This is a genomic window from Bacillus sp. BS98, from assembly GCF_008432245.1.
GTDB classification, from domain to species: Bacteria; Bacillota; Bacilli; order Bacillales; family Bacillaceae_G; genus Bacillus_A; species Bacillus_A toyonensis.
Map to the genome: position 1 here is coordinate 1 of NZ_CP043834.1, position 25217 is coordinate 25217.

Here is a 25217-nt window from a genome sequence, read left to right on the forward strand (position 1 = left end):
CGTATCCTAATTTCATATAAAATTCACGGAGAAAACGCTGAACTTATCTTTAACATAAAGTTCAGCGTTTTTATCATTAATCAAAAAATTATTATTTTTGATCAAAAACAATGTCCGTATTGACCTTTAATTCATGTGAAGGAGCCGCCCATCCAGTTGCATCAAGAGCTGCTTTACCAACTTTCTTTGCATAAAAGGTAGCTGCTTCCGTACCATAAACCCAAGCTTTTGCTAGCCCTGAAGTTTTACCATATTCTACAGTTGGCTCTTGACTAGAATTTTCTAAGCTTACAACTTTAGTACCTAAAGAACTTGCTGAAGCTTGTGAAGAGAATAATGTTGTTCCGACTAGACCTAGTCCAAATGCACAAGATAATGCCACAAATTTAAACTTCTTTTTCATAAAAGTAATTCCTCCCGTTGTATCTTTATATTTAGTATTCGTATTAGAAAATACTAACATTTAAGAATTTACCATCCTTTTACAAAAAAGACAATATTATTTTTTTTGATTTATTTGTATTTACAAAAAAATATATATATTTGTAAAATATAAAAACCAAGGATTAATCAATATATTACAGTATCTGGTAGTCAAATAGTTTTATATTAAAATAATTATTTTAACCTAAATTTATAAATTAAAATTTTGAAAATTAATTTGGAATAGTTTTTAATGCACTAAATATATTGAAAAAACAATATATTTTTATTATTATCAAAACGCTAGGATATATTTATTTTTTGAGAAGAGGGGAAAAAAATATGAAAAAAAAACCTTTTAAACTATTACCTATCTTTACTGTAGCGATACTACTACTAAGCTATACTTTGGGGTTAGACAATCACTCTACCTATGCAGCAACACAAAAAAATTATTTATATTCTATACCCATGGATGAAAATATCATACCTATGGAGCGACTTGCAGAATCCTTGAAAAAACAAGGTAGAATAAATAATTCTGCATCAAAAGAAGCAGAATTACAAGCTGTCGAAAATTATATTAAAAAAAAGAAAATGGACACTGAAAAAGACCTTGTATCTAGAGATGAGATTACACAAGAAGCTTCTAATTTTATGAAAAGAGTTAAAGAATCAAATATAGAATTAAAAGAAAAATCAGCTCAAGTAGCAAACAGTAACGCAAGTAATCAAAAAGCAGGGACAAGAAGCTTAAATGGTAAATTACCCGTTCCTCCAGCAAAATCAAAGGAATATCATGGAGATATTCGTACGGATAAAGTCCTAGTTTTACTCGTTGAATTTGATGATTTTAAACACAATAATATTGAACAAGTGCCAGGTTATATGTACTCAAATGATTTTAACCAACAACATTACCAGAACATGTTATTCGGTGATGAACAATTTACCCTATCTAACGGAACTAAAATTAATACATTTAAACAATATTATGAAGAACAATCTGGTGGGAGTTACACCGTAGATGGTACAGTTACAAATTGGATTACAGTCCCAGGAAAGGCATCCGATTATGGTGCTGACGCAAATGAAGGTCGCGATAATAAGGGACCTTTAAAACCAAGAGATTTAGTTAAGGATGCTCTAAAATCAGCTGTAGCTAGTGGGCTTGATTTGTCGGAATTCGATAAGTATGACCAATACGATGTAAATGAAAATGGAAAGTTAAATGAACCTGATGGAATTATTGATCACTTAATGATTATCCATGCTGGCGAAGGCCAAGAATCAGGTGGTGGAAAATTAGGAGATAATGCCATTTGGTCACATCGTTCAAAAGTTGCCTTAGAACCGTTTGCAATTGAAGAAACAAAATCTTCAGTGCCATATTGGAATAATAAGATAGCTGTTTATGACTATACAATGGAGCCTGAAGATGGAGCAGTTGGTATATTTGCTCATGAATTTGGACATGATTTAGGACTTCCGGATGAATATGATACAAAATATTCAGGACAAGGTGAGCCAATTGAATCTTGGTCTATTATGAGTGACGGAAGTTGGGCTGGAGAAATCGCAGGTACAACTCCTACAAGCTTTTCGCCTCAAAATAAAGAATTTTTTCAAAATACAATGGGTGGTAATTGGGCAAATATTATTGAAGTAGATTATGCTCAATTAAATAAAGGTATAGGGTATGCAACATTTTTAGATCAAAGTGTAACAAAATCAGATCGGCCGGGAATTATTCGTGTCAATCTACCTGATAAACAAGTGAGAGACGGAATCCAACCCGAATTCGGTAAAAAATATTACTTTAGTACACGTGGTGACGACATTCACACAACACTAGAAACTCCTACATTTGATTTAACAAATGCAACAAGTGCGAAATTTGATTTCAAATCCTTTTTTGAAATTGAAAGTAATTCTGATATCGTTGAAATCACCGCTGTAGAAGAAAATGGGAATAAAACAATACTTGAGCGAATTGGCGAAAATGAAACACAAGATAAGTTTACTTCTACCAATTATGAATGGATAGATAAATCCTATGATTTAAGTTCATTTAAAGGTAAAAAAATAAAATTAGTGATTGAATATATTACGGATGGAAGTTTAACTTCAATGGGATTTGCGATTGATAATGCTAGCCTAAGTATAAATGGAGACGTTGTATTTTTAGATGATGCTGAAAGCGAACCAAAATTTAAATTAAATGGTTTTATTATGGCTAATGGCATTGAAAATAAAAAGCATAATTATTATTTGGAGTGGAGGAATTACGCAGGTTCTGATAAAGGCTTAAGATTTGCACACGCAATTTACAATACCGGGCTTGTTGTATGGTATGCAGATTCAAGCTATACGGATAATTGGGTAGGAATTCATCCTGGACGGGGCTTCTTGGGTGTCGTAGATTCTCACCCAGAACCAATTGTAGGCGAGTTAAATGGAAAACCTACTGTAGCAAACAGTACAAAATATCAAATTTCTGATGCTGCATTCTCACTTAATCCAACACCCAGATGGATAATTGGAACCCCAATGTTTGGGACTTTTGATTATGCAAGTTTACCAGGTGTTTCAAAATTTGATGATTCTAATAAATATATTAACAATCAAATTCCAGATGCCGGACGTGAATTACCAAATTTCGGTTTAAAATTCGAAGTAGTTGGTCAGTCTAGTGATAACTCTGCAGGTGCAATTCGTGTCTATCGCTAATAGAATCTTAAACTAATATTTTTCAGGAAAAATATGTATAAAATGACACAACAAAGAAGGGTTTTTTATGAAGTTTATAAAGCGTTTTAAGTATGTATTTATTACACTTCTGATAGCTTTTATTTGTAATGATGCTATCTTTACTTTTACTTCAATAGACGGCAAATCTATGATGCCAACTTTACATAATAAAGATAAAATTTTTATAAACAAAGCTGGGTATATTTTTAAAGAAGCTTCTCGATTTGATGTAGTAGTAATTGTAGATAATGATAAAAATCAACTGATTAAAAGAATTATTGGTTTACCGGGAGATAGTATTGAATATAAGAATGATATTTTATATGTAAATGGAAAGTCTTATCAAGAAAAATATTTGGATTTCTCCCAAAAGAAGGATGACCAAGATCTAATAACTTCTGATTTCAATTTAAAAAATCTAACTGGAAAACAAGTTGTTCCATCAGGGCATTTCTTTGTTTTAGGGGATAATAGAAAAAACTCTAAAGATAGTAGGTCTTTTGGCTTTGTACCTGAAGCGAAAATTTTAGGAAAAGCAGAATATATTATTTGGCCTGTTACTAAGATATGAGTATCAAAATAATATTAAATATAATGATTGAAGAAAAGCAATTCGATACAGGTATTATCATGACAGTTTCCTTTGCAAAAATATCCATCAATTGTTGATTTGAAATAAAGTTTAATCAAAAAAGCTCCACAAACACATATTATATGGTAAATAAGAAGACTCCATTTTGAAAAAAGATTAATCAAAATGGAGTCTTTTGTTAGAAATCTGCATTTAGTTTTTATAAAAAAGATTGATCAAAACTCATGAACATATTATCTATTATAATCGTTTACATATAGCATATAGTCCATTCTCTTCTTTAAACACTATAGAAACTTTATTGTCATTTTAAAATATGGGTTCATTATTTTTAAATTCTTGGACAAGAGAATTCAGGTGCTTTCTATTCTATACGGCTATAGCACATAGAATGCAATTTTCTCTTTTATCATGCCAATTCCATCTTTATCTTTCCCCTAAATTCTTCATTTTTTAATGTTTTTAAATTAAATTCATTTAGACTCTTACGTAACTTGAAAGCATCAATTCTATTTAACTCGTTTGCCATAAATACAATTTCAAATGAATCGCCTTTTTTATTTGTTGCATATAAGCCATTAGTTAAAACAAATGCAGTAGAACCACCCTTTTGTCCTGCATGTAAAAACCATTTTTTATTATGTTCATTTTCTATTACAGTCTCTAGAATTTTGTCCAATTTTTGATGCACTAATTCATCATAATAATTTTTGGAATTAATTTTTTCTAGCAAAGAGATATAATCAGAAGCTGCTGCTGATGTCAAACGATTTGACCAATTCTTTTGCAAGTCTAGTGAAAACATATTCAAATTCGGCAGCTGATGTTCATTTTTCATTAATTCATTTATTTTAAACGCATACTTCTTATATTCTTCTTGAGAGAGATTATTTAGATGTTTTACTAATTCCTTCTTACTTAAATTAAATTTCTCCTGCAAGAATCCTGGAATATATAAAGCTGACACAAATGGATATACTTCTTCATGATGTTTAAGACCTAATTCCTTTATATTTTGATTAATATTTTCAATCCCAAGTATATTTATTAAATATTCTGTATTTGCATTCGAACTATATTGTAACATTCCCCTTGCTATATTCTGTAAAGTTACACAATCATTTTTAATCTGATTATTTTGTATCATATCCTGTTCCCATTTTGGATGTGCGCCACCATCTGTGTTTTTGATATAATATTTCTTTAATTCGCTTAAAGAAATATATTCGTTTTCATTAATGATCCCGTTAGCACTTTGTTTAGCAAATTCAATAGCAATTATTAATTTAACCATACTTGCTAACGGTAACCTCTTATCTTCATTAATAGAACATAGAATTTCATCATTTTTTTTTATAATTAATGCACATGTATTCTTCTGTGCGTTTTCTTTAATATACGACAAAATATATTGTGGATCCGTTTTATTCATATCCTTCCTCGCTTGCATAAACACAATAACCAAAACCACTATACAAATAACTACAATCCCTAACAAAACATTAATAAACATTATAAATTTCTCCTTATTTAATTTTGACTTATATTTTTTGAATTGATATAAATACCAGATTTAATCGATTACTAGGAGGAATCTATCCAATTAAATAAATACCTACTTCAAAAAAAAGAAATAAAAACTACCATTCCTTTCTTTAATTCGCAAGAAAGAATAGCGTATTTATTTCAATATAATCCATAACAATACAGTGTTAATCTGAAGACAATCCTGAAATTAATCCAGGAATCTTTTTCTTATTTCTGGTGATGGTAACATACAATGTTCTTGCTTACCAAACCACCTGTATCTATTTTTTGCGAATTTTTCGTAACAAAGGTTCCGAATCGGCTTTGGAATTAATAGAAAGATAATAAGAAATTTCCATATACCTTTTAAATTTTTACAAATGTTTAGTATAGCATCTGATTTAATATAACTATTATTTTTGTCTATTAATACTATGCTATCTATTGTTTCATCTATTTCATACTTTTTTAACAATTTTTTACCCAATTCACTTTGAAGCGATGCGAATTGAAAATATCCTTTAGGATCTCTGTTAATAATGAACTGAACACTCTGATTACAGAAATTGCAATCACCATCAAATAGTATAATACTTTTCATAATTTTCTCCTTTCGGTAATTAATAGTATCTTATATAATTATTACCAATATGTATTATCATAATTTAAATATTAAGAATAAACAAACTCGCAGACTTAAAAAAATATATTTTAATACTAAGAGATACTCTATGAAATTTCTAAATATCGACTGACATATATGTACACCAATATAGTTGTAACATATATTGTGGAAAAGCCCATTATACTACTAGTACAATGGGCTGAGCCTTGAAAGTTAAATTATCCAAGACATTTGTGATGGTAATAACAATTTAACATAAATATACAAAAAAGTGAAATTACTCATGACGAAAAAATTTTAGAACGTGTGGATAAAGTTTATGAACTTACTAAAAGGTATTTAGAACAAAGAGAGAAAAATTCAAAATATAAACATGTTATGACCAAATCATATATTTATCAAAAAACACAACTTTTTTATTTTTTTACATTAATTATAAAATATGTTATTTATATTAATTTCAATATGGTACAATACTTTTATACAATTGAGGGATATTATGTAATAAAGATCTGTAATTAAAGCCGCTTGGAAATACATATTTAATAGATAGTATGATATAATATTTCATTTTCAAATAGCATGAAAAAAGGGATATTTTTAATTTATTTTTTAACAAGCCTATCTCTATATAATTTAATGAATGTTCTCTTCTTTTCTGCTCAAATGATCTGTAATTAAGATATGGAAGTGATTAATATGTGGCTTTTGGTTTTGTATAATAAAATTCCTAGCCATTATATATTTCGAATTACTCTTAATATGGTACGTGAAATTATATGAATGGGACTAATTATATTTCCTTATCAAATCACTAAAAAACTATGTATGGATTTCTTTCATCAAACACATAGTCAAGAAACTACTAAAGTCTCGCCGGTAAATTTAATGTTATGGGCTGAATATGCAGATTTGTATATTCAGCCCATAACATTAATAACACGGTAAGATAATAAAGAAAGCGATTTCATTTTTTTATAATTATTAATCAATTAATTTCACATAAATAATAGGGATAACATCTAATCTTTATATTTTTCATTTAGCTATCTATATATCGAAATAATCAGAAAATTGACAAAAAGAAAAAAGTTGTTTTCCTAATTTTCCTAGTACAGAACAACTTCCAATTACTAAAAAAGATGCTTGTAAAGCATGTTTTATTGCTTTATTAAATATAGTGTACATTTTTAAAACGGTTTTTCAATAGGCTTGATTTCCTATAACTAAAAAAAGAAACCGGTCTTTTTCTTTTTGTCTCTAAAAGGAGCAATAATATCGTGAGTAATATAATTAAACGACGTCATACAAATCAATATGCTCAAATACATAATAACCCCTTACAAAATGATTTAGTTGATTTACGAGCAATTGGTCTTCTTTCCCATCTTATGAGCTTACCTAGCGATTGGGTAATTTATAAAACGCAACTCTATAAAAAGTTTAGTAGGAAAAATATAGATGCAGCTTGGAAAGAACTTGCAAATAAAAACTATATAATTGGTTTTAATTGCTACATAGATGGAAAAAAGAAATCTTTTTATAATGTTTCGGATATTCCATTCGTATCTGAGGAACTTTCCGAATTCATTCTTGAGACTTGCTCAGAACTAATAAATTCGGGTGCATCCGTAAAATCTTTAAACCTAATGAGTGGCGGAACCCTTGTTATTACGGAGAAATCAACTGATGTACTAATGGTACATCAGTTGATTTCTCCAAAGAAAATTAGTGATGTACCATTAGTACAGCACTCTCAGTACAGTACTAATGGTACATATACAAAAGAAAAATATACAAAAGAAAGAAAAACAAATATTGATGATGAAGATATATCGAATTTTTTATTTTCAAGTAAAAATAGCATTCAAAATTCAAAAATTAATCATACTAAACATGCCCCTACTGCAGATAAAATTTGTTTATCAGATAAACAAATTTCAATAATTACCAATAAAGTTCGAGATCTTTTTAAAGATAAAATACAAAAGAGATCCTTTGATTCTATCTTAAAGAAATGTGTTAATAACTATAAAAAAGGCAATGTACCAAATTATGAAAATTACTTAATTACCTCCATAGAAAATAAGATTACAGATCTTGAACTTCGGAGGGAACGTGAGAAACAATTATTAGACTTAGTACCAAAATCTAATAATCAGAGAACCAAAAGACGAGAACTTGTTCCAGAATGGCTACATGCAGAAGAAACAGAGCAACCTAGTAAACAGAATTCAGCAAAAGTCATTGAGGCGGAACGTCAAAAACTCTTTGAAGAACTCCAAAAATATAAACGGAAAAATTAAAAAGGTTCAACAAAATATAGTTTATAGAAATATTCGTTCATTAAAGTAGGGTAATAGCAACTTGTAGCTATTACTAGGAATACTAGATTCCATAAAAACATTATAAGTTTTTCTAATTTTACATTTTATTTATATGGACTTTAAGACGACCTAGTAGTAATAAAATTAAATTAAATTAATTAAAGCGAATATAATGGATTGGTTTGCTATCGACAAACTAAGAAATAAATTTAACAAATTCATAGATAGACACAATTTAAGTCAACAAGATCTAGTTAGAGAAAGTAGAGTGAGTAGCGGTACAATTAGTTAATAATGTAAAGTTAAATTTTTATTTGCATAAAAAATAGAACCTATAAATAGAATATACAACATTTTGAGTCTTTAACTTCATTCCACAAATTGGTATCATATATATAGTATTTTGTTTATATGAAAGGAGTAACTGAATGTTTTTACAAAAATATAAAGGTTTGATTATTGGGATAATTGGTGCTGTTATAGGGGTAATATCCTTTGTTTATCTTAAAGATTTAGATTATATATATAAGACATGTCTTAAGGTATTTTCTGTAACATTAATAGTTATTGGATGGGTTATTACCTCTAATTCAGATCATTTCTACAAAAAAAAGAAGAGTAGTGACAGATAAATGTCATTACTCTCCTTTTTTTATGCTTTATTAATAAGAGGAGCAAATAGCAGAGTTAAAACATGTAATTCAAATCAAACTTTTTTATAAGAGACCTTGCAACAGAGTGCCTTTTTGTATTTTTCAATAAACACATTTAATTTATTGTTAAACAAATTCAGATTTTATATTTATTTGTATTTTTTTAAAGTTCCTTCATAATAAGCTACAATCGAAAACTTGGAACGTTCCTGAGAAACAAGATTGAGTGTCCCATGATAAACACCATCATCATATGTAAAAGTATTAGGGATGCTTATTATTGGACCGAGGAAAGGATTTGGAAATGTTTTAAAACAGCTTTTCACATATTCGTTTGCTTCTACATTTTGTGTAACGTCTTTACATATCCCATTATTGCTAGGAACATTCAATCCCTCCGCTTGTGCAGAGATTCCTCCCATAACAAGAAATCCTAATGTTAATACACTTACAACAAATTTTTTAAACATATAATCATCCCTTTTTATTAGTTTTCATCCTGATGAGAATTAATAACCGTGAACTACTCGCCACTTAGCAAAGCTTGAAGTGGGAGCTTCTCAGTTCCACGACGAAAGTAACCTTTCGTCTCCCTGAGCGTTACTTCGGGGTGTTCCACCCCTAGATGTCCAACGCATGGATGCTCTTTTGGTACGGTTGATATTTTACGCAGGAACCGAATGGCTTGGTTTTCGCACTCTATTTTCTTCCTGCAACCTTCTATATCAAGTTATCAAAGAACTTCATATAGCAAGTTTATCAAAAGTTTTTGGCTATGCTAAACCGAAATTCATCTCCCACCTATCGTTGGGCTACGCCCTTCACACGCTTGAGGAAGGAGAATTCTTTCGGGGAATACGTTAAAATACAGTTATTTTTTCAATTATAAACAATCTAAAGAGTGAGTTCGTTTTGTAACACTAATACAAATTGAGCACTAGCTGTTATAGTATATTTCCACTTGAATATACAAAATCCTCCTTTTTTAGGGTATGGAGACATCGCCGTTAAGTTAACAAAAACAAGATACTCCATTCCTATCAAGTTAAGAAAAGCAAATACCCAAAATGAGAAAATTGACATATTTAGGTGAAAATGTACAATTTTTTGTTTTGGGAGCGTTATAAAATTCTTAAGTTGATGGGCATATATGGTGACCCCTATTAGAACTTAAGATAAGCAATTTTTATAAGATGCTAAAAGAATATGAGACCACACAAGACCAGCTTTAATTACAAGTCTAGTTCCATTAAAAGAATAGCGAAAGTTACAAAACCTTCAACTTTTTAAAAAATGAAATAATAACCAATACCTATATTTCACTTAGTCGTAGAAATCAAAAAAACATACAAACATTTAACATTTTTATACTCTAAGCTTAATAGTGATATAATACTTCCTCAAGAAATAAGCCCCCAAAATATAATGAATTCAAAGAAAAAAAGAACCCACTGGAGATCGGGTTCTTTCAGAAGTGATGATGTTTTCTCGGCTTCACAAAGTGAGAAAATACAAAAATATAATACATTGAGTGTTAGAGAATTTCAATATTAAAAAACTCTTTCGGAATGAAAATTTTTTTATGTAACACTAGTATCTTTTCTTACTTCTATTTCTTTTAATAAGTCCATAAATTTTATCCATAATAAACTCTTCTTGTTCTTTCCAAATAGCTTCAGCTTCCTCTAATGTAGCTACTCTCACTAACTCCTCAATTGCTGTATCTTTAACTAAAAATGTAGCTATAGCCCCTGTAGCTGTTGAATATTTAGTAATAACTGAATCTATAATAGTATCAATTTCTAGTAACTTATTATTAGACTCCTCTTCATTTTGACTACTTTCGTTTAATATTTTTTTATCAGAAAGTTCTTTTAATCGAGAATTTAGAATAAATTCTACATAACCGATTGGCGAATCAATATCTGAACGAAAACGTATATCCTCAATTATCTCTAATACAATTTCTTTATGCTCTGCCCATTTCTCAAGCACTTTAGGAAATACTTTTTCTTTACAACGTTCTTCAAATCTTTTGATTTTTTGTTCAAATGTATTTGGCTGTTGAAACTTATCTAATTTTTTTTCAAAATGAACTAAATCAGAATCTTTCTTTTTCTGAGCACGAATGATGAATCTAATTTTTTGTACTTTCCTACCTATTTTAATTTCCTCAAATTCAAAAGAAATATCTGTTTTTTGATTTAATTCTTTTTGAGAGGGCTTCAATACACGTTGCTTGAAATTTGCATAGTTAGGGTATACATCCATTGCATCTAAATAATACCTTAAATTTTCTAAACTAATTGTACGTTCTTTTAAATCTTCATATTGCTTAAGTAGCTCATAAATACGTATAGCATATGTACTTTTTAATTTAACAACATTAGCCAATCTATAGCTTGTAAATTTGCTACTTAGTTCTAATAAGAATGGCTTTAATAAAGGATCAAAACGCATGTCAATTGTCCCTTTATTTCTATTGTAAATTGCTGAAGAAAGCCAAGATACTTGTATTAATTCTTCCCCAGCTCGGATTTCAATTACTTTAGATAATAGTTCCTTTGTAATTTTACTTAACTCTGTATATTTAGTAGATCCATTCAAACCAAGTAAATCATGAAATTGTTTAATTGGGAATGTGTATGTTTTAAAGTCCCGGTCGTTGGGTTCAATATTACTAGCCAAACAAAGTAACATTTTTTGTTCAACTAAATTCAAACGTGAATTAGCTTCAATCAATGTATTTGATTTGGAGACAATATTATTCTCTTTAATTTGTAAATCTTGATTTATAGACATATCTACATACGTCATTCCTTTCCTACCCCTATTACTAAATTAACTATAACAAACAAAATCACTTTGTTATAGTTAATTTTTTTCAAACCCTTATAATCGATTTCCCACTGTAAGATATCTAAGTACTCTACATAACATAATTATGTTATGTAGAGTACTTAGATAATGAAACTTTATCTTTTTAAATTTATAAAAATGTATATCATGTACCAAATTTGTTATCTTTAGAACCGTTTTTGTTATAGATGAAACCAAATTTGTTATCTTTGAAACCATTTTTGTTATAGATAGATAACCAAATTTGTTATCTTTAAAACCATTTTTGTTATAGATGAAACCAAATTTGTTATCTTTAAAACCATTTTTGTTATAGATAGATAACCAAATTTGTTATCTTTAAAACCATTTTTGTTATAGATGAAACCAAATCTGTTATCTTTAAAACCATTTTTGTTATAGATAAGTATTATAACCCCTTATATATCAATATGTTTCAGCTTCCTAAAACATATAAACATATAAAACATATAAAACAATTATTATATAAACATACAAAACATATAAAATTATGTTGAATGTATTAAAATATATTATCTTTTTATAAAAACTCCATATGGAATTTCAAACTATGATGTGTTTATAAAACCAAATTTGTTACGTTTATCTCTTTTTACATAGTTATAAATCATGCAACAAGCTTGCGAGTTGTTGTCCCTCATCAAAATCCTTTTATGCTATACCCTTAGAAACATTATGCTAATTAAGATTAGCAACAAAGTAATTCCAACTAAAGATCAAGATTTGAAGCCAAATATCATTGAATGGATATATAATTATTATTGAAGAGCAATCTGTAGGTCACATAGGTACACTTCAAAAGAGGAAAGCACTTTAAGTAAGTGCTTTCCTCTCCTTCTTATTATCATAATGGAGGTACCACAATGAAAGAACATAACAAAAATCATATTATATAAGAAAATACACATAAAGAGATAAAAGTACAAAATCAATTAGAGTTGAACCCTGGCGCTCTTTTAAAGAGGAAATGAAGGTGCTTGGTATTACGGATAATGACATTTTTCAAATCCATTTGATTAAAAAACGCATGTGAAATTGCGAATCCTCTTGTAAGTGTTGTAATATAAACACAAAAAGAGAGCAACATGCTACCAACATGTGCTCTCCTTTAGATAGCTGCTACCATCAAATTGGCGGTGGCCACTAAATAATAACACCTACAATATTTTAGGTGTTGTTTTTAATCATTTAGGCTTGTAAAATATTTCGTATTTCTTCTATACGTAAATTTGTAAACTTTGCAATATCTTCTATTGGCATTCCGTTTTTGTGCATACCACGAATAAGCTGTATCTTCCCTTGTTCAATGCCCTTTTCAATCCCTTTTTGTTCTGCATAAGCAAACTTTGCAGCCTCATCCATAAGAGCTTTTTCCCTTGCTTCATACGCTTGTCGGAAAGAAGAATCTTGACTCATACATTCCCATTTATTCATGGCTTTTTGTAAAATCGGGTCTTGGTTCATCGCAATATCCTCCAATGTTTGGGTTAAATGTTCATCTTCATTCGCTGGAAGTAGTAATAACCAGCGAACAAACGAATCTTCCCAGGGATTTACTTGTTCATTCCGCCACTGTTGCATGAGTTTTGGAATCTCCACAATATGAACTTCAATATCATCACTTAACTTCTTTTGCTGTTGTTGATTCCATAGGATTCCTGTTGTATGGAACGCTTCATATTCTGGAAACATGACGAAATTTAACAAATTAATTGTAATTGTTTTGTGAAGAGAACTATATGGCATTCCCTTTTGTAGTTGGGATGTATATAGCCTTCCCCAATAATATAAACTTCTCTTAATCATGTCATGATTATTATTCAGTTGTATTTCTACATTTACCTTTGTTCCTGTATCTAATGTAGCGGAAATATCTAAAATCGATAATTTATCCTCTTCATGTTCTCGGTGCAAGTGTGGATCTTCTAGTTGTAACGAAACAATGGGTGATTCTAAAGAATCTTGTAACATCGCATTTAAAAAAGCAATGAGAATATCTTCATTTCCACTTGTGCCAAATAATTGTTTAAAAGCAAAATCAATGCGTAAATTCACTAACTGTTGGTTAGACATGGGTTTTCCTCTCCCCACCTCATACGATGTTTTTCTTTTATTGTACAAAATAGAGTGGTAACCATGCAAATAAGTCCTTATCACCACAGACATAAGAATTTACCAAGATATTTATAATATATCACTGATTCTTATGAATTTAACATTTTGTATCTTTTGTAAAACTCGTTTAATGAATTATTAAATTAAAAATGCACCAAAACTTTTAAGTTATGAACACACCCCTTGTGATTTATTCCATTCACTTATCTTTTTAGTATCCTTATTTTCATATAATTGAGAATTTATTCTTTAGGCACAACTCTAATCAATGTTAAAATATTACATGTACAACTTAACAAAATAGGGGGTCTTAATTTCATGATTACAAATTCTGTACCAGAAGTTTTAACAACAAATGAAATTCGTGCCTTTCTTTCATTCTTAAAATGTGAAGAAATTTCCAATGATAAAGCTCTAGACGTTTTAAAACGTGATTGTTTTAGCGCAAGGAAAGTTCGAGGGGCAAATTACTACGCTACAAGTGAAATAGAAGAAGTATATAATTATTTAAAAGAAAGATATGCATTGCATTTTAAAAGACGTAATATCAAAGACTTTGAAGATTTATATGAAAGAGCTTTTGATTATTGCGAAAAACATCGTGACAACTTCTGCAAACCAATTAATCGCTACATATAAAATTATTATATTACCAGGAGAAAGCTGTGATGTTTTATCATTTAAACGTAGACAGGAGGACGATCAACATTGAAATTAACAGGTCTTGAACCATTATATCAAAGCATGCGCGCGCAAAAAATGACGCGTACAAAATTCAAAATCACAATAAATAAGGCTATCTTTAGTATCATTTATTTTATTGATTCGAAACCTCATAAACTTGCTATTGGAATCCATGCTAAAAATGTATTCTTTGAAATTCCAGTAAACAAAGGTTTCACGATCAAAGCTTATATTGACAAACATTACAAAGATGTATACGAAGCCTTAGGGTTATCACCAAATTCTACAAATCCATTTAGCTCAAGGGCTTTTTTTGAAGAAATCAACAAACGTATACCCACAACCACCAATCCAGGTAACACCCCAAAACCAAGGGATGTTATATATTTTAGAAAAGACGTAGAAGAGGCTGAAAAAATCTATTTTTTCGGTTGGAAAGACAATGATATCCGTGGCGAAAAATTAAGTGATGAAAACCTTCATAAAACTAGACAATTATTGGATGAAAAGGCCTACATAATGTGCAAAACCTATAATATCAGTAGCCGTTGGACCGATGATTCAGCTAAAGAAGTCGCTTATACATCACCCCGAAAAGGAAGATTAGGAAAAAATATTCCAAATTAGACTTGGATTAAAATTTAAAATCGGTAAAGAAAATAAACTGTAATAAAAACAGCCTACTTTGCCCCTAAACGCAGCTACTCTGGTACTGGGCCTTATAGGTTCATACTTTTAGTAAATCTTAAATTTATCAAGTATACTTTTAGGTGAAGAGTAACTGTAAGTTAACGGAGAGAAAGCACTTGTTTAAGTGCTTTTTTCCCCTTATTATGATTGAGGATTCACGATGAAAGAACATGAGAAACAAAAATCATATTTAATAAGAGAATACACATTACAAGATAAAAGCACAAAATCCATTAGGGTTGAACCCTAGCGCTCATTTAAAGAAGAAATGAGAGTGCTTGGTATTACAGATAGTGACATTTTTCAAATCCAACTGATTAAAAAGCTCATAAAATAATAAAAAAGCCTTGCTGTATAAACAAGACTTTTCTCTTTTATTTTATTTAATTGCATACCGACTATCTTCGAAAGCACATAAACTTACTGTATTCACTTTTATGCTACATTTTCCTAATCGCCGCTTTACTTCCGATTGTAATTTCTCATTTGCTTCCTCTAAAGAACTTGCTGGAATAATCGTAGATTGTGAGTCTGTTACCTTGCCACTATACATCACTGAAAAGTTCAATTCATATTGATGTATCAAGTTTTCTCCACTCCTTTTTTCCTGGACTTCCTCACAGATCATTCTTACTTGTCGCTTCTTCTTGTAGTTTTTAAAGATAGGTATGTATTTGCGGTACATACCAGCTTTTTCTTAATCGGATGATCGCGATTCCTACAATTAAAATCAAAAAGACTTGTAGGAAAATATCTTGTGTTTCCCATAACGTGCACAAATACAGAAGACTTTCCGAACAAAAATAATACATGGCCAATAATAGATTTATATTTGCGATTATCATTTGTTTCTTTACAATAGCGGCTATTCCTGCTAAAACAACTGTACAAACTCCTGTACTTAACAAAATATATGCAATAACTTTTAAAAAAATCATTCCAACACCCCTTTTTCTCCAAAAAACTCATTTAAACCGCTTAAAAGGCCGCATAAAGAGCACAATCTTATTCGATACCAAAATGTATTAATACCTCTTCGAAAATTAATTACAAACGAATCTGAAACGTCATTTTTTCTGAAATGGAAACTTTTTGTGTTGAAAATCATATATACTTTGTTTTCCGACACATCCAATCGAAAAGCCTGTAAAAAAAGTTGCACCAATGATTTTCAATCCCCATTGCCACGTGTTTTCTTGTAAAAAATGATGCGATACATAGAGGCATACCCCTGTACAAATAATGATCCAAATTCCATATTCATCATATTTTCTTTGTTCTAATTTTTGTTCGTGGAACGGATACACCCGGATAAACAAAAAGGCTATCAGCAAAACTGACAGCCCAATTCCCAATACAATCATTCTTTATCGCCCCATTTCCACTCGATTAAACCTCTTTATAACGCTTCTGTAACAATTGCTGTACACGTGCCGCATACATTCTAAAATAAGGAATATTTTGTGCGGCAACCTTTCCAAAATCCATTTGCATTAATGTTTCTTCTAACAGTTTGAACTCGAATTCTAAAAATGTATCATGCTGTTTCTGAATCGAATGCGGGATATTATGCAAGGCATCCGCAATTTCTCTTACATATGTCACACTGGATTCATCTTGGCTTGAATAGGAAAATACATTTCGAATTAATACAAACGTTTCTTGCAATATTTCATACCCGATATGATGCAATACATTTTGATTTACCAACTCCCCTCATTCCTTTCTCTATGGTCCTTCAATTCCTGTATTGATTTGGAACTCATAATTTTCTACAAACCATTTTTCACCTTCTAATAGTAAATTTAATTTCATGGTGTGTTTTTCTTGTTGTTCTGTTCCATCAACCGTTACATCTGCTTTATTATCAGCGGTTTTGATGTAGTACATATCTGTTATCTTTGCTTTCGTTTGAATGTGCATAGATCCATCATCTTCTATATGGTTATGTGCATCCTCTGGCGTATTTAATAATTTGTTTCGTGCTTCTCCTGTTATCATTTCTTTGATCTTTTCAAATCCTGGCTTTTCTTTTTGCTTGTTATCATTCTGTATTAACAGCTCTACAAACTGTTTTGCTACTTCTTGCCCTTTACCTTGGGTATTTTCTGTTAAAACTGTTACACGCTTTTCCAATGCTCGATTCTCTGTTTTTAGCTCTTTTACTTGTTCCGTCCATTTCTTTTCTGTCTGCTCAACTTTATACTGTAAGGTGCGATTTTGATTCCATAACCATACACTGATACCCACTAGTACAACTATGATTAAACCAACGATTCCCTGTTTCATCCCTAATCCTCCCTTTCTTTCCGCTTATTTCGGCAAATAAGGTGCTGGGTCGACTTGACCAAACGTCAAAGATGTTTTGATCTCAAAGTGAAGATGTGGCCCTGTTACTTGCCCTGTTCTTCCGCAAACACCTACCTGTTGACCGACTCCAATGTTTTGACCTTCCTGTACAGTAATGGACGACATATGACCGTATAAACTCCAATATCCATTCCCATGATTGATTACAACTACGTTTCCATATCCGCCAAACCCCGAACCGGAAGCGCCAAATTTCGCCAACTCTACAACGCCACCTTTCGACGCGGCAATTGGTGTGACACCGTCTTGGCAAGAATAATCAATACCTTTATGAATAGTGCCCCAGCGTGGCCCAAATGGGCTTGTAATCATTGTTTGAGCGATAGGACGAATAAACCCTTGTGAGCTTGCTGATCCAGTATCTACAACGCCGCCTGGCTTTCCCGCTTCACAATTAAAAGTAAGGCCGCCCATTTGCGCCACGAACTTTGTTACTAATACAGGCCATAAACCATTTGTTCCATGCGGATCATTTGCGGCTCCTGGCGGTGCATATTTCGCTCCTATTGCTTCTATTGTTGTAATCCCCATACCGATATAATTTTTATATAAGTTTCGTGCCATAGCGTTGATTCCTTCATCTAAAGTGGCGAACTTCATGAATCCTTTCATTTGTGAACTACCAGGGTCCATGAGGCCACCAGGGTTGTTATAGTTCTTTACTGCATTAGAAGTACCGTTACCCGTTTCCAATCTTGCAATGGCCGCTAATAAAACGGGATCGATTTGGTTTTGTGTTCCTGCATTTAAAAAGGCTTGTGCTTTCCCTGTAAAAACGCCGCCTAAATCTGTAGACAGTATACATACTAATATTCGTGATTTTTACCATAAATATATAGTACAGCACTTTAAAAACAAACGATCATTCCTGTCCATTATGAGCATTTCAGTAAAGAGAATAGCCTCAGAATTAATTCAGAATAATATGAGATAAATCTACAGAATTAGTTGCGACAACATACTTATGTTATTCTGAACTTATTCTTATCTTAAACTCATTGGTAGAACTAGGTTCCGCGGAATGTTTAGAAACTTAGATTTACCTTGAAGCTCTCCTGGTAAGGGTATCTTGATTCAGCTATGAATCAGATTCCGTTGCTAGGCAGATTTTCATAAAACTACGTAGGCGGGGCGGCGGCCATTCCCATTCCTCGCATATCGTCCTCCTTCAACATCGGCCCATCATTCGCCTTCCACTCATTCCTACACATCTATATATCCACCTATATCACAACTCCACGCCCTGTCTAGCCATGCCCACATGTCTCCGCAGGGCCACGCAATGTCCTGGCCCTGAACTCCCACCAAGCCCCAAAGAAAACACCTCGACCTAGAATCCCCTATTGCTTGTTTTTAGGGTTCTCGTATATAATTGCGGTACACAATTTTTAGGACAAAGGAGTATATAAACATGACTTGGGATCTTTCTGTTGATGTTTTCCTTGCTGATCTGTTAAAACATGGCCGTAAATCTTCCACCGTTAAACAATACCGCTACGATCTCACACTTTTCACATCATGGATTCAGAAATACGTCAAATTGCCTCCAGAATCGTTTTTTCATTCTTTTGATACAAATGTATTAGAAAGATACTTAAAAGCTCTTAAAAAGGAACGTGGAGCGTCGATTTCTAATGTCAAGCGTGTACGAGGCATTCTGATTAACTTTTTACAATTTCATGGTGCGGCCCAGGATTTAAAAAGTGATGTCTCCCCTCCTGGACTAACTTCTAAGCACTTTGCATCGGATAAAGAAATTAAAAAGCTATTCCGCGTTATGCGTAGTTATAACGGATTAACCGACTACCAGGCGTCAGGAAGAAAGTTTATTCTAGAACGTAACCTTTTATTGATTCATTTCATGTTAGATTACGGACTATCCATCCAGGACATACTCACGCTTTCTATGCATGATGTACACTTTGGGACAAATACGATTACCCCAGGAGGGCTACACGCCCACAAACGATCTATTACCCTTTCAAAAGAGTATGTAAAACTTGCCTTATCTTATTACAACAAGATTCCTAATCTGGTTAGGCCGCGCCAACAAACGGGCGACCCCTTCTTTGTGGCGTTTGATTTCGCCCCGCAAACGTTCCGCTGGGACTATGAAAAAGATCAACCCGCCACTTTGACTCGAATCGCTGTACAACGCATGCTACAGAAAGAAGCAAAACGCGCTGAAATTCATGTCACGCCTACCATGCTACGGAACCGTTTCATATTAAATGCGCTACAGAAGGGCATGAAACCCATTGAAATCAAAGCATTGTTGGGATTAAAAAGCGTTGAGGCCCTACATAGATACGTTCAATTTTGGAATAACCAGCAATAGAAAAAGTTTCATGTAAGCAACAAAAGCTCTGGTTTTGATTGCACCAGGGCTTTTGTTATGCTATTTTGGGTCAATATACATGCCCATCAACATAACGCAAATTTCGTACGCTTAGAAAAAAACTTTGCTACATATGTAGCAAAATTTTTTTAAATTATTTAATTCTCGCTCTACCATCAGCTTTGTTAACTAACACTTTAATGGTTTTAACAACCTTTTGTTTAATTCCCACAATGCTGTTTTACTACTAGAATTTTTGTGTGTAAAAGAAAATACCATTTTTATTTCATTTTATAATCAATTCGAAAGTAAACTTTTAAATATTAGTTTACATTAGGTTTGGTTATCTATTAAATTAAAAAAGAGTCCCGTTAAAGGACTCTTTTTTATCAATAAAGCATATTTTATTAGAATCCAAGCTTTTTCAAAGTATAAAGCCCGGCTGCTTTAGACATCATTTCTTCCCAATTTTCAAAATCAGTTACTTCGTTTATATACTTATCCCATTCATCATCAGGAATTTTTGCAAAATCCTCATCCGTTTCTACTTCAAATGCACTATTTTCAAAAAGTTCATCTATATTATTAAACTTTGTATATTTTTTCATAAAAGAATTGTTAAATAGAACGGGAAAAGGAATAGATTGTTTTCCATCCAATTCTTTTGCTGCTTTTTCCATGTTTTTTAAGTCTTTCTGTAATTTATCTAGGCCGTTCATTTCAAATTTAAACATTAAATATATCCTCTCCTTTAATTGTAATTATTTTTTCTTAGATTTTGCTTGAGATAAAGCTGACGCTGCGACACTTTTTGTTGCTTTTCCATATTTACCGTCTCGTAAAATCTTAGAAGCCGTCGTTGCAACTTTAGAACTTGTGACACGTTTTGAACTAGATTTCATAAACATATACCTCCTAACTCTATTTTTTTGTTACGAACGTTCGTTCCCTATAAATCTATTATATTCCAGTTAAACCCAAAAATAAAGTGTATATCGTGTTTCATTTTTGTTGCGAATACTATATATAGATTTCATTTTGATAACAAACTTCAAGTAAGGGTTTATGCATTTTAGGGTACAGCTAGCGTTTCGGAACCCCCCACGCTAAGAATATGCAAGATTTTATACAACTTTTCGGATAATCCAGTAACAAATGAGAACCCGAAAACCCACACTATGATAGGAATGTATAAAAAATTGCATAGATTGATAAAAAGAAAAAAGACGAATCTCTTACGTCCATAAGGGATTCGCCTTTTTCTTTGCTACCGATAATAAGGCGTTATGTTAACTATGTATGTATATGATATTCATATGGAATGTTATGTATTTACACTTCTAATTATGGTAAAATTTTCATAAAAAAAGAGGAGAAAAACTATGATTATAAATTTTAAGTTACCAGCCCTTTTATTATTTATAATTTGGGTTATTTATAAAGTTATCTATTATAGCTTAAACAAAAATAGGTTTAAATTACATAAGGAATTACTTTCTACTTCATGTTTTATATATGTTGTAGGAGTAATAAGTGTAACTATTTTCCCTTTAGCGATAGGTCTTCAAGAATCATTCCCAACAAGACACAATTACATTCCTTTTGCGAGCATAAACGAACTACTACATAATTCTTATTTTATAGTTCCTTTGCGCAATATAGGAGGAAATATTCTACTGTTTATACCTTTTGGAATTCTAATTCCAATGAAATTCAAAAAAATAAATAAAGGATTAAAAATAGTATTATTAGGTTTGTTAAGCTCTTTAACGATTGAATGTATCCAATTAGGGCTTACTTTTAGGTCATTTGATATTGATGACATTATTTTAAATAGTTTTGGAGTATATATTGGATTCTTAATCTATAAGTGGGTAACTCTGATTTTTATAAATAAACAATCCCATAAAAAGATACATCAAGAGCTTTAATCCAACTTCTGATAACGAGAATTATGTAAATGAGCTGTCCAAATGGATGGCTTATTTTATTTTTTACTCAGCATGGGGTTTTTCAAAAATGCTGGCGGTACCCCAACTTAGTGAAAATACTTTATATAAAAGGGTTTCTTTACCTTTATTGAGAATATAGTTATGTTCTTGATTTGTTAATTAAAAGGGAGAGTTAATAATGAAATTCAATCAATTATTCATATTTATTATTGGGGCATTTGTATGTAGTTTAGTATTTAATTTTGCTACAGGTAGATCTGAATGGAATGTTTTTTTCTTATTGACACTAGGGGCAATTTCAGGTTATCAAATTGGTAAAAATGAAATCAAAAAACAGATAAACAATATGAATTAAACTACAGATAACGAAAATTATGTAAACACAAAAGTCCTCCAGTTAAACAATCCGGAGGACTTTTAATAGTTTTCTAAGTTATCTTCCAAATACACTCAATCCTAAATAAATCAAACTATAACTAATTAAAGCACTTGCAAGCATCAAACCTATTTTTAATAATTTGTCTTTTATATTAGGCTTTACTTCACTTACAGGTTTTCCCTCTATAAAATCAACTATTTGACGATAAGTTTTTAAATTATGCTCTTTTTTTATATTTTCAACTTGCTGTGATGAAAACATAAGCAAAATCGTAAGTCCCACAGGTATTATAAGGCCATAATAACCCAAAAAGTAAAATATAGGTGCAATAGAAATAGGAAGTAGAATCATTAATGCTAACATGATGTAACTCCACTTAAAGAAAGTTGATTTTTGAAGTTCTTCTTTCATGATCTTTACATCTCCTTTAACTAAATCATCCAGGGAGACATTAAAGAGAATACTCATCATTAGTAAATTATGAATATCTGGATAGTTCCTTTCATTTTCCCAGTTAGAAATAGATTGTCTGGAAACATGAATTTTTTCTGCTAACTTCTCTTGGGACATATTATCCCGTTTACGAAAATATTGTATTTGTCTACCAATATTCATCTATACATCTCCCTTAAGTTTGAGGTTAAGTTAAAGGCTAATTAAAGACTACCAAATTTCTTTATAATAACGTGATTCTAAGGTGTAAAAATGTTTTATCATGCTATTTCCCCTTTATTTTTAGGTATAAGTGCTGGATCAACTAATACAATTGCTGATCAAAATTAAGCAACTGTTTAAAGAATAAACCTCTTTTGGATGGGAAAAGTTTGCTTTTAATTCCTACAACGAGAATTATGTAAATGAGCTGTCCATATAGGCAGCCCATTGTATTTTTTCCAAGACGCTGGCGAGAACCATATAAAAAATAACATATTAATAGCAAGGAGATACTTGTAGACTGAACTGTGCTATATTCCCCAATAGTTAAATTAATTAGAAATCAAAAAACATTCAATTCCTCCACTGAAATTCATAAGAGGAAATCTTCTATCGAATAAAACCCAAAGGTACAAACATATATCTTGTGAAGAATACATATAAATTAAAAATAAAGTTAACAATCTTTTTTATAGTTAACATAAATACAATATAACAAAAATAAATCATTATAAACCCTTAAAAATATAAGGTTAATAACGATTTCTTTTTGTTAACTAATATTGAAAAATACCTTCCAATAGATATGAAAAAATGTTATATTGTTAACAATATAACTAAAGGAGTGAATAATTAATGAAAATTACTATGATGAATAAGGATTCTGGAAACTCACTTGATATGAACTTAATTGATGGTTTCTATATTGAAACTCCTACAAACGTTGTAGAAATCAGCAAAGATGAAGCTGACTCTCATTTTGTAGCAACCATTACCAATCCTAAAGAATTATTATCTCGCCTACTTATTTCAACAACAATTCCAGGAGAAGACACAGAAAGATTCTTCTTAGTTGGAGACGAAGCTGCAAAACATGCATTAGCTAACAACCATGTCAATAAACTTCATGACAAGATTACAAGCCCTATCCCTTATGTGATGTTTTTATCAGCTGTTTCTTTCTATCATGCTATTAATGAACAGCGCGAATCGGATGACAATACAATTGAAATTGAATATTTCCAAACAATGTTACCTATATGGTTACTTAAACGAACAGCCAAATTTAGTGAAGCTCAAAATGCCATGGCAGAAAGATTTGCTGGAGAGCATGAAGTTACAATACATACTCCAGGAATGGAAAAAACTTTAAAAATAACTGTAGAAAAAGCGACTTGTCGTATCGAAGGCGAAATTGCACGTTTAGCAATTAAAAAGAATTTTGAATTAGAAGATCGTGAAGAAGCAAGCCAATTTGATAACAATGATACCGTACTTGTTGATATTGGCGGTGGAACAATTGATCTAGTATTATCACCAGCCGGTTTAAAATCACCTAAGAACCGTGATTCTATGCAACCGATAGACAAATTATCCTATCTATCTCATATTGAAAAATTAAGAAAAGAAAAGTTCCTAGAAAAATTCTCTGATTTACGTTCATTTGAAACATTTATAGTAAACAATTTCCAAAAGCCGAAAATGGAATTAGTTGATGGAAACACTGGCCAGCGTGTAGATTTAACAGACAAAGTTCGCTCTTCTTTAAAAGAGTTTGCTAAGTTTCTAATTTTAAAAATCCAAGATGTAATGCCTGCACCAGCTGATAAAGTTTATAAATATGTTTATTTCGGTGGTGTTGCCCCAATACTAGAGGCTAGCATCCATGAAGTCATAGAAGAAATGTATGGAGCTGAAATCGCTCAAGCAAATCATATTTTCTTACCAGATTCACGCAAATTAAATCTATATGGTCTTGAAGTAAAAAGTCGCGGCGAAATGCTGCAAAAAATAGAGAAATAAGTATAGTCAGAAAGGAGGAGCCGCATTATGGGGCGTACTAAAAAGACCGAGAAACAAACAGTCTTTGGACTTCGAACAGATCACATGAGCGAAGAAGTTTATAATCACCTTGAGCAAAAAGCCCGCTCCAAAAAGCTTGCAACTTATATTATTCAATTAGTTGAACAAGACTTAACACAGAAAGAGCCCTTTGATGCAAAAAAAGAACTTCTAAAAGTCTCAAAAAATCAAGAACAAATGATGAACGCCATAAAACAAATTACACAAACAATTTCAGATCTCCAGGTGGCTCCTGTATCTTCTGTCCTTATGCAAAACGAAGAGAATACCCATAATTCTCTGGCAGACGATTTATTAAAAGACGTAGGTCAAATGGGACAATTACTAACTAATACCAACATTACAGGATCATTAGATGAAGACGATTTAGAAGACCCAGATTTCTAAAAACAAA

At 31.3% G+C, this 25217-nt stretch carries 26 protein-coding genes; 11 read left to right on the top strand and 15 right to left on the bottom strand.

Features of this window, described 5'->3' with window-relative positions:
* Positions 1-91: 91 nt before the first annotated feature.
* Entirely contained in the window at positions 92-403 is a 312-nt protein-coding gene (locus F0362_RS30140) for a hypothetical protein (RefSeq protein WP_225989664.1), read from the bottom strand.
* Positions 404-765: 362 nt separating this feature from the next.
* On the opposite strand from F0362_RS30140, the gene F0362_RS30145 reads away from it, so the two are divergent.
* Positions 766-3153 (top strand): immune inhibitor A domain-containing protein, encoded by a 2388-nt coding sequence (locus F0362_RS30145; protein WP_000728976.1) that lies wholly within the window; start codon positions 766-768, stop codon positions 3151-3153.
* 67 nt (positions 3154-3220) lie between these two features.
* Positions 3221-3745, top strand: coding sequence for a signal peptidase I (lepB, locus tag F0362_RS30150; protein ID WP_000668732.1), 525 nt, complete (start codon positions 3221-3223; stop codon positions 3743-3745).
* Between the two features lie 430 nt (positions 3746-4175).
* On the opposite strand, the gene F0362_RS30160 is transcribed toward lepB, so the two are convergent.
* Positions 4176-5279 (bottom strand): serine hydrolase, encoded by a 1104-nt coding sequence (locus tag F0362_RS30160; protein ID WP_000470475.1) that lies wholly within the window; start codon positions 5277-5279, stop codon positions 4176-4178.
* A 222-nt stretch (positions 5280-5501) separates the two neighbouring features.
* Positions 5502-5894 carry a thiol-disulfide oxidoreductase DCC family protein gene (locus F0362_RS30165; protein WP_000835760.1) on the bottom strand — a complete coding sequence of 131 codons (393 nt, stop codon included), beginning with the start codon at positions 5892-5894 and terminating at the stop codon, positions 5502-5504.
* Positions 5895-7198: 1304 nt separating this feature from the next.
* On the opposite strand from F0362_RS30165, the gene F0362_RS30170 reads away from it, so the two are divergent.
* Both F0362_RS30170 and F0362_RS30175 read left to right on the top strand, forming a co-directional pair.
* Positions 7199-8224, top strand: a complete 1026-nt coding sequence (locus tag F0362_RS30170) for a hypothetical protein (RefSeq protein ID WP_149890236.1) — start codon at positions 7199-7201, stop codon at positions 8222-8224.
* 449 nt (positions 8225-8673) lie between these two features.
* Entirely contained in the window at positions 8674-8877 is a 204-nt protein-coding gene (locus F0362_RS30175) for a hypothetical protein (protein WP_000479688.1), read from the top strand.
* A gap of 170 nt (positions 8878-9047) precedes the next feature.
* Here F0362_RS30175 and F0362_RS30180 read toward each other — a convergent pair whose 3' ends face one another.
* The 3 genes from F0362_RS30180 to F0362_RS30195 form a co-directional block, all read right to left on the bottom strand.
* Positions 9048-9368 (bottom strand): hypothetical protein, encoded by a 321-nt coding sequence (locus tag F0362_RS30180; protein WP_000473092.1) that lies wholly within the window; start codon positions 9366-9368, stop codon positions 9048-9050.
* A 1120-nt stretch (positions 9369-10488) separates the two neighbouring features.
* Positions 10489-11700: a replication initiation protein gene (locus tag F0362_RS30190; RefSeq protein WP_033659126.1), complete on the bottom strand. Its 1212-nt coding sequence runs from the start codon at positions 11698-11700 to the stop codon at positions 10489-10491.
* A gap of 1266 nt (positions 11701-12966) precedes the next feature.
* Positions 12967-13851 carry an Rpn family recombination-promoting nuclease/putative transposase gene (locus F0362_RS30195; protein WP_149890237.1) on the bottom strand — a complete coding sequence of 295 codons (885 nt, stop codon included), beginning with the start codon at positions 13849-13851 and terminating at the stop codon, positions 12967-12969.
* A 360-nt stretch (positions 13852-14211) separates the two neighbouring features.
* On the opposite strand from F0362_RS30195, the gene F0362_RS30200 reads away from it, so the two are divergent.
* Together F0362_RS30200 and F0362_RS30205 are read left to right on the top strand one after the other, a co-directional pair.
* Positions 14212-14532 (top strand): hypothetical protein, encoded by a 321-nt coding sequence (locus F0362_RS30200; RefSeq protein ID WP_000632269.1) that lies wholly within the window; start codon positions 14212-14214, stop codon positions 14530-14532.
* Positions 14533-14601: 69 nt separating this feature from the next.
* The gene (locus F0362_RS30205; protein ID WP_000778652.1) at positions 14602-15204 is read left to right on the top strand and encodes a DUF6037 family protein; all 603 of its coding nucleotides are present in this window, start codon (positions 14602-14604) and stop codon (positions 15202-15204) included.
* 442 nt (positions 15205-15646) lie between these two features.
* Here the strand turns inward: F0362_RS30205 and F0362_RS30210 are convergent, their stop codons facing one another.
* The 6 genes from F0362_RS30210 to F0362_RS30235 form a co-directional block, all read right to left on the bottom strand.
* Entirely contained in the window at positions 15647-15853 is a 207-nt protein-coding gene (locus tag F0362_RS30210) for a hypothetical protein (RefSeq protein ID WP_000581815.1), read from the bottom strand.
* A gap of 70 nt (positions 15854-15923) precedes the next feature.
* On the bottom strand, positions 15924-16205 hold the full coding sequence (locus F0362_RS30215) for a hypothetical protein (RefSeq protein WP_016090772.1): 282 nt from the start codon (positions 16203-16205) through the stop codon (positions 15924-15926).
* A gap of 129 nt (positions 16206-16334) precedes the next feature.
* Positions 16335-16631: a hypothetical protein gene (locus F0362_RS30220; protein ID WP_000636255.1), complete on the bottom strand. Its 297-nt coding sequence runs from the start codon at positions 16629-16631 to the stop codon at positions 16335-16337.
* A gap of 25 nt (positions 16632-16656) precedes the next feature.
* On the bottom strand, positions 16657-16977 hold the full coding sequence (locus F0362_RS30225; RefSeq protein WP_000248033.1) for a hypothetical protein: 321 nt from the start codon (positions 16975-16977) through the stop codon (positions 16657-16659).
* A gap of 18 nt (positions 16978-16995) precedes the next feature.
* Positions 16996-17556 carry a hypothetical protein gene (locus F0362_RS30230; protein WP_053446553.1) on the bottom strand — a complete coding sequence of 187 codons (561 nt, stop codon included), beginning with the start codon at positions 17554-17556 and terminating at the stop codon, positions 16996-16998.
* Positions 17557-17580: 24 nt separating this feature from the next.
* The gene (locus F0362_RS30235; protein WP_033659342.1) at positions 17581-18450 is read right to left on the bottom strand and encodes a peptidoglycan DD-metalloendopeptidase family protein; all 870 of its coding nucleotides are present in this window, start codon (positions 18448-18450) and stop codon (positions 17581-17583) included.
* A 598-nt stretch (positions 18451-19048) separates the two neighbouring features.
* Between F0362_RS30235 and F0362_RS30240 the strand changes: the two genes are divergently transcribed.
* Positions 19049-19975: a tyrosine-type recombinase/integrase gene (locus F0362_RS30240; protein WP_080326886.1), complete on the top strand. Its 927-nt coding sequence runs from the start codon at positions 19049-19051 to the stop codon at positions 19973-19975.
* A gap of 407 nt (positions 19976-20382) precedes the next feature.
* Here the strand turns inward: F0362_RS30240 and F0362_RS30245 are convergent, their stop codons facing one another.
* Positions 20383-20709, bottom strand: a complete 327-nt coding sequence (locus F0362_RS30245; RefSeq protein ID WP_016090768.1) for a hypothetical protein — start codon at positions 20707-20709, stop codon at positions 20383-20385.
* Between the two features lie 27 nt (positions 20710-20736).
* A complete protein-coding gene (locus F0362_RS30705) occupies positions 20737-20877 on the bottom strand; it encodes a hypothetical protein (protein ID WP_016090767.1) in 141 nt (46 codons plus the stop codon).
* Between the two features lie 480 nt (positions 20878-21357).
* Between F0362_RS30705 and F0362_RS30250 the strand changes: the two genes are divergently transcribed.
* Both F0362_RS30250 and F0362_RS30255 read left to right on the top strand, forming a co-directional pair.
* Positions 21358-21906 (top strand): VanZ family protein, encoded by a 549-nt coding sequence (locus F0362_RS30250; protein WP_016090766.1) that lies wholly within the window; start codon positions 21358-21360, stop codon positions 21904-21906.
* A 199-nt stretch (positions 21907-22105) separates the two neighbouring features.
* A complete protein-coding gene (locus tag F0362_RS30255; RefSeq protein WP_016090765.1) occupies positions 22106-22282 on the top strand; it encodes a hypothetical protein in 177 nt (58 codons plus the stop codon).
* Between the two features lie 78 nt (positions 22283-22360).
* Here the strand turns inward: F0362_RS30255 and F0362_RS30260 are convergent, their stop codons facing one another.
* Complete coding sequence (locus F0362_RS30260; RefSeq protein ID WP_016090764.1) at positions 22361-22921, bottom strand: helix-turn-helix domain-containing protein; 561 nt, start codon at positions 22919-22921, stop codon at positions 22361-22363.
* Positions 22922-23596: 675 nt separating this feature from the next.
* Here F0362_RS30260 and F0362_RS30265 point away from each other — a divergent pair.
* Positions 23597-24763: a ParM/StbA family protein gene (locus F0362_RS30265; protein ID WP_000705231.1), complete on the top strand. Its 1167-nt coding sequence runs from the start codon at positions 23597-23599 to the stop codon at positions 24761-24763.
* A 27-nt stretch (positions 24764-24790) separates the two neighbouring features.
* The gene (locus F0362_RS30270) at positions 24791-25210 is read left to right on the top strand and encodes a hypothetical protein (protein ID WP_000533812.1); all 420 of its coding nucleotides are present in this window, start codon (positions 24791-24793) and stop codon (positions 25208-25210) included.
* Positions 25211-25217: the final 7 nt, after the last annotated feature.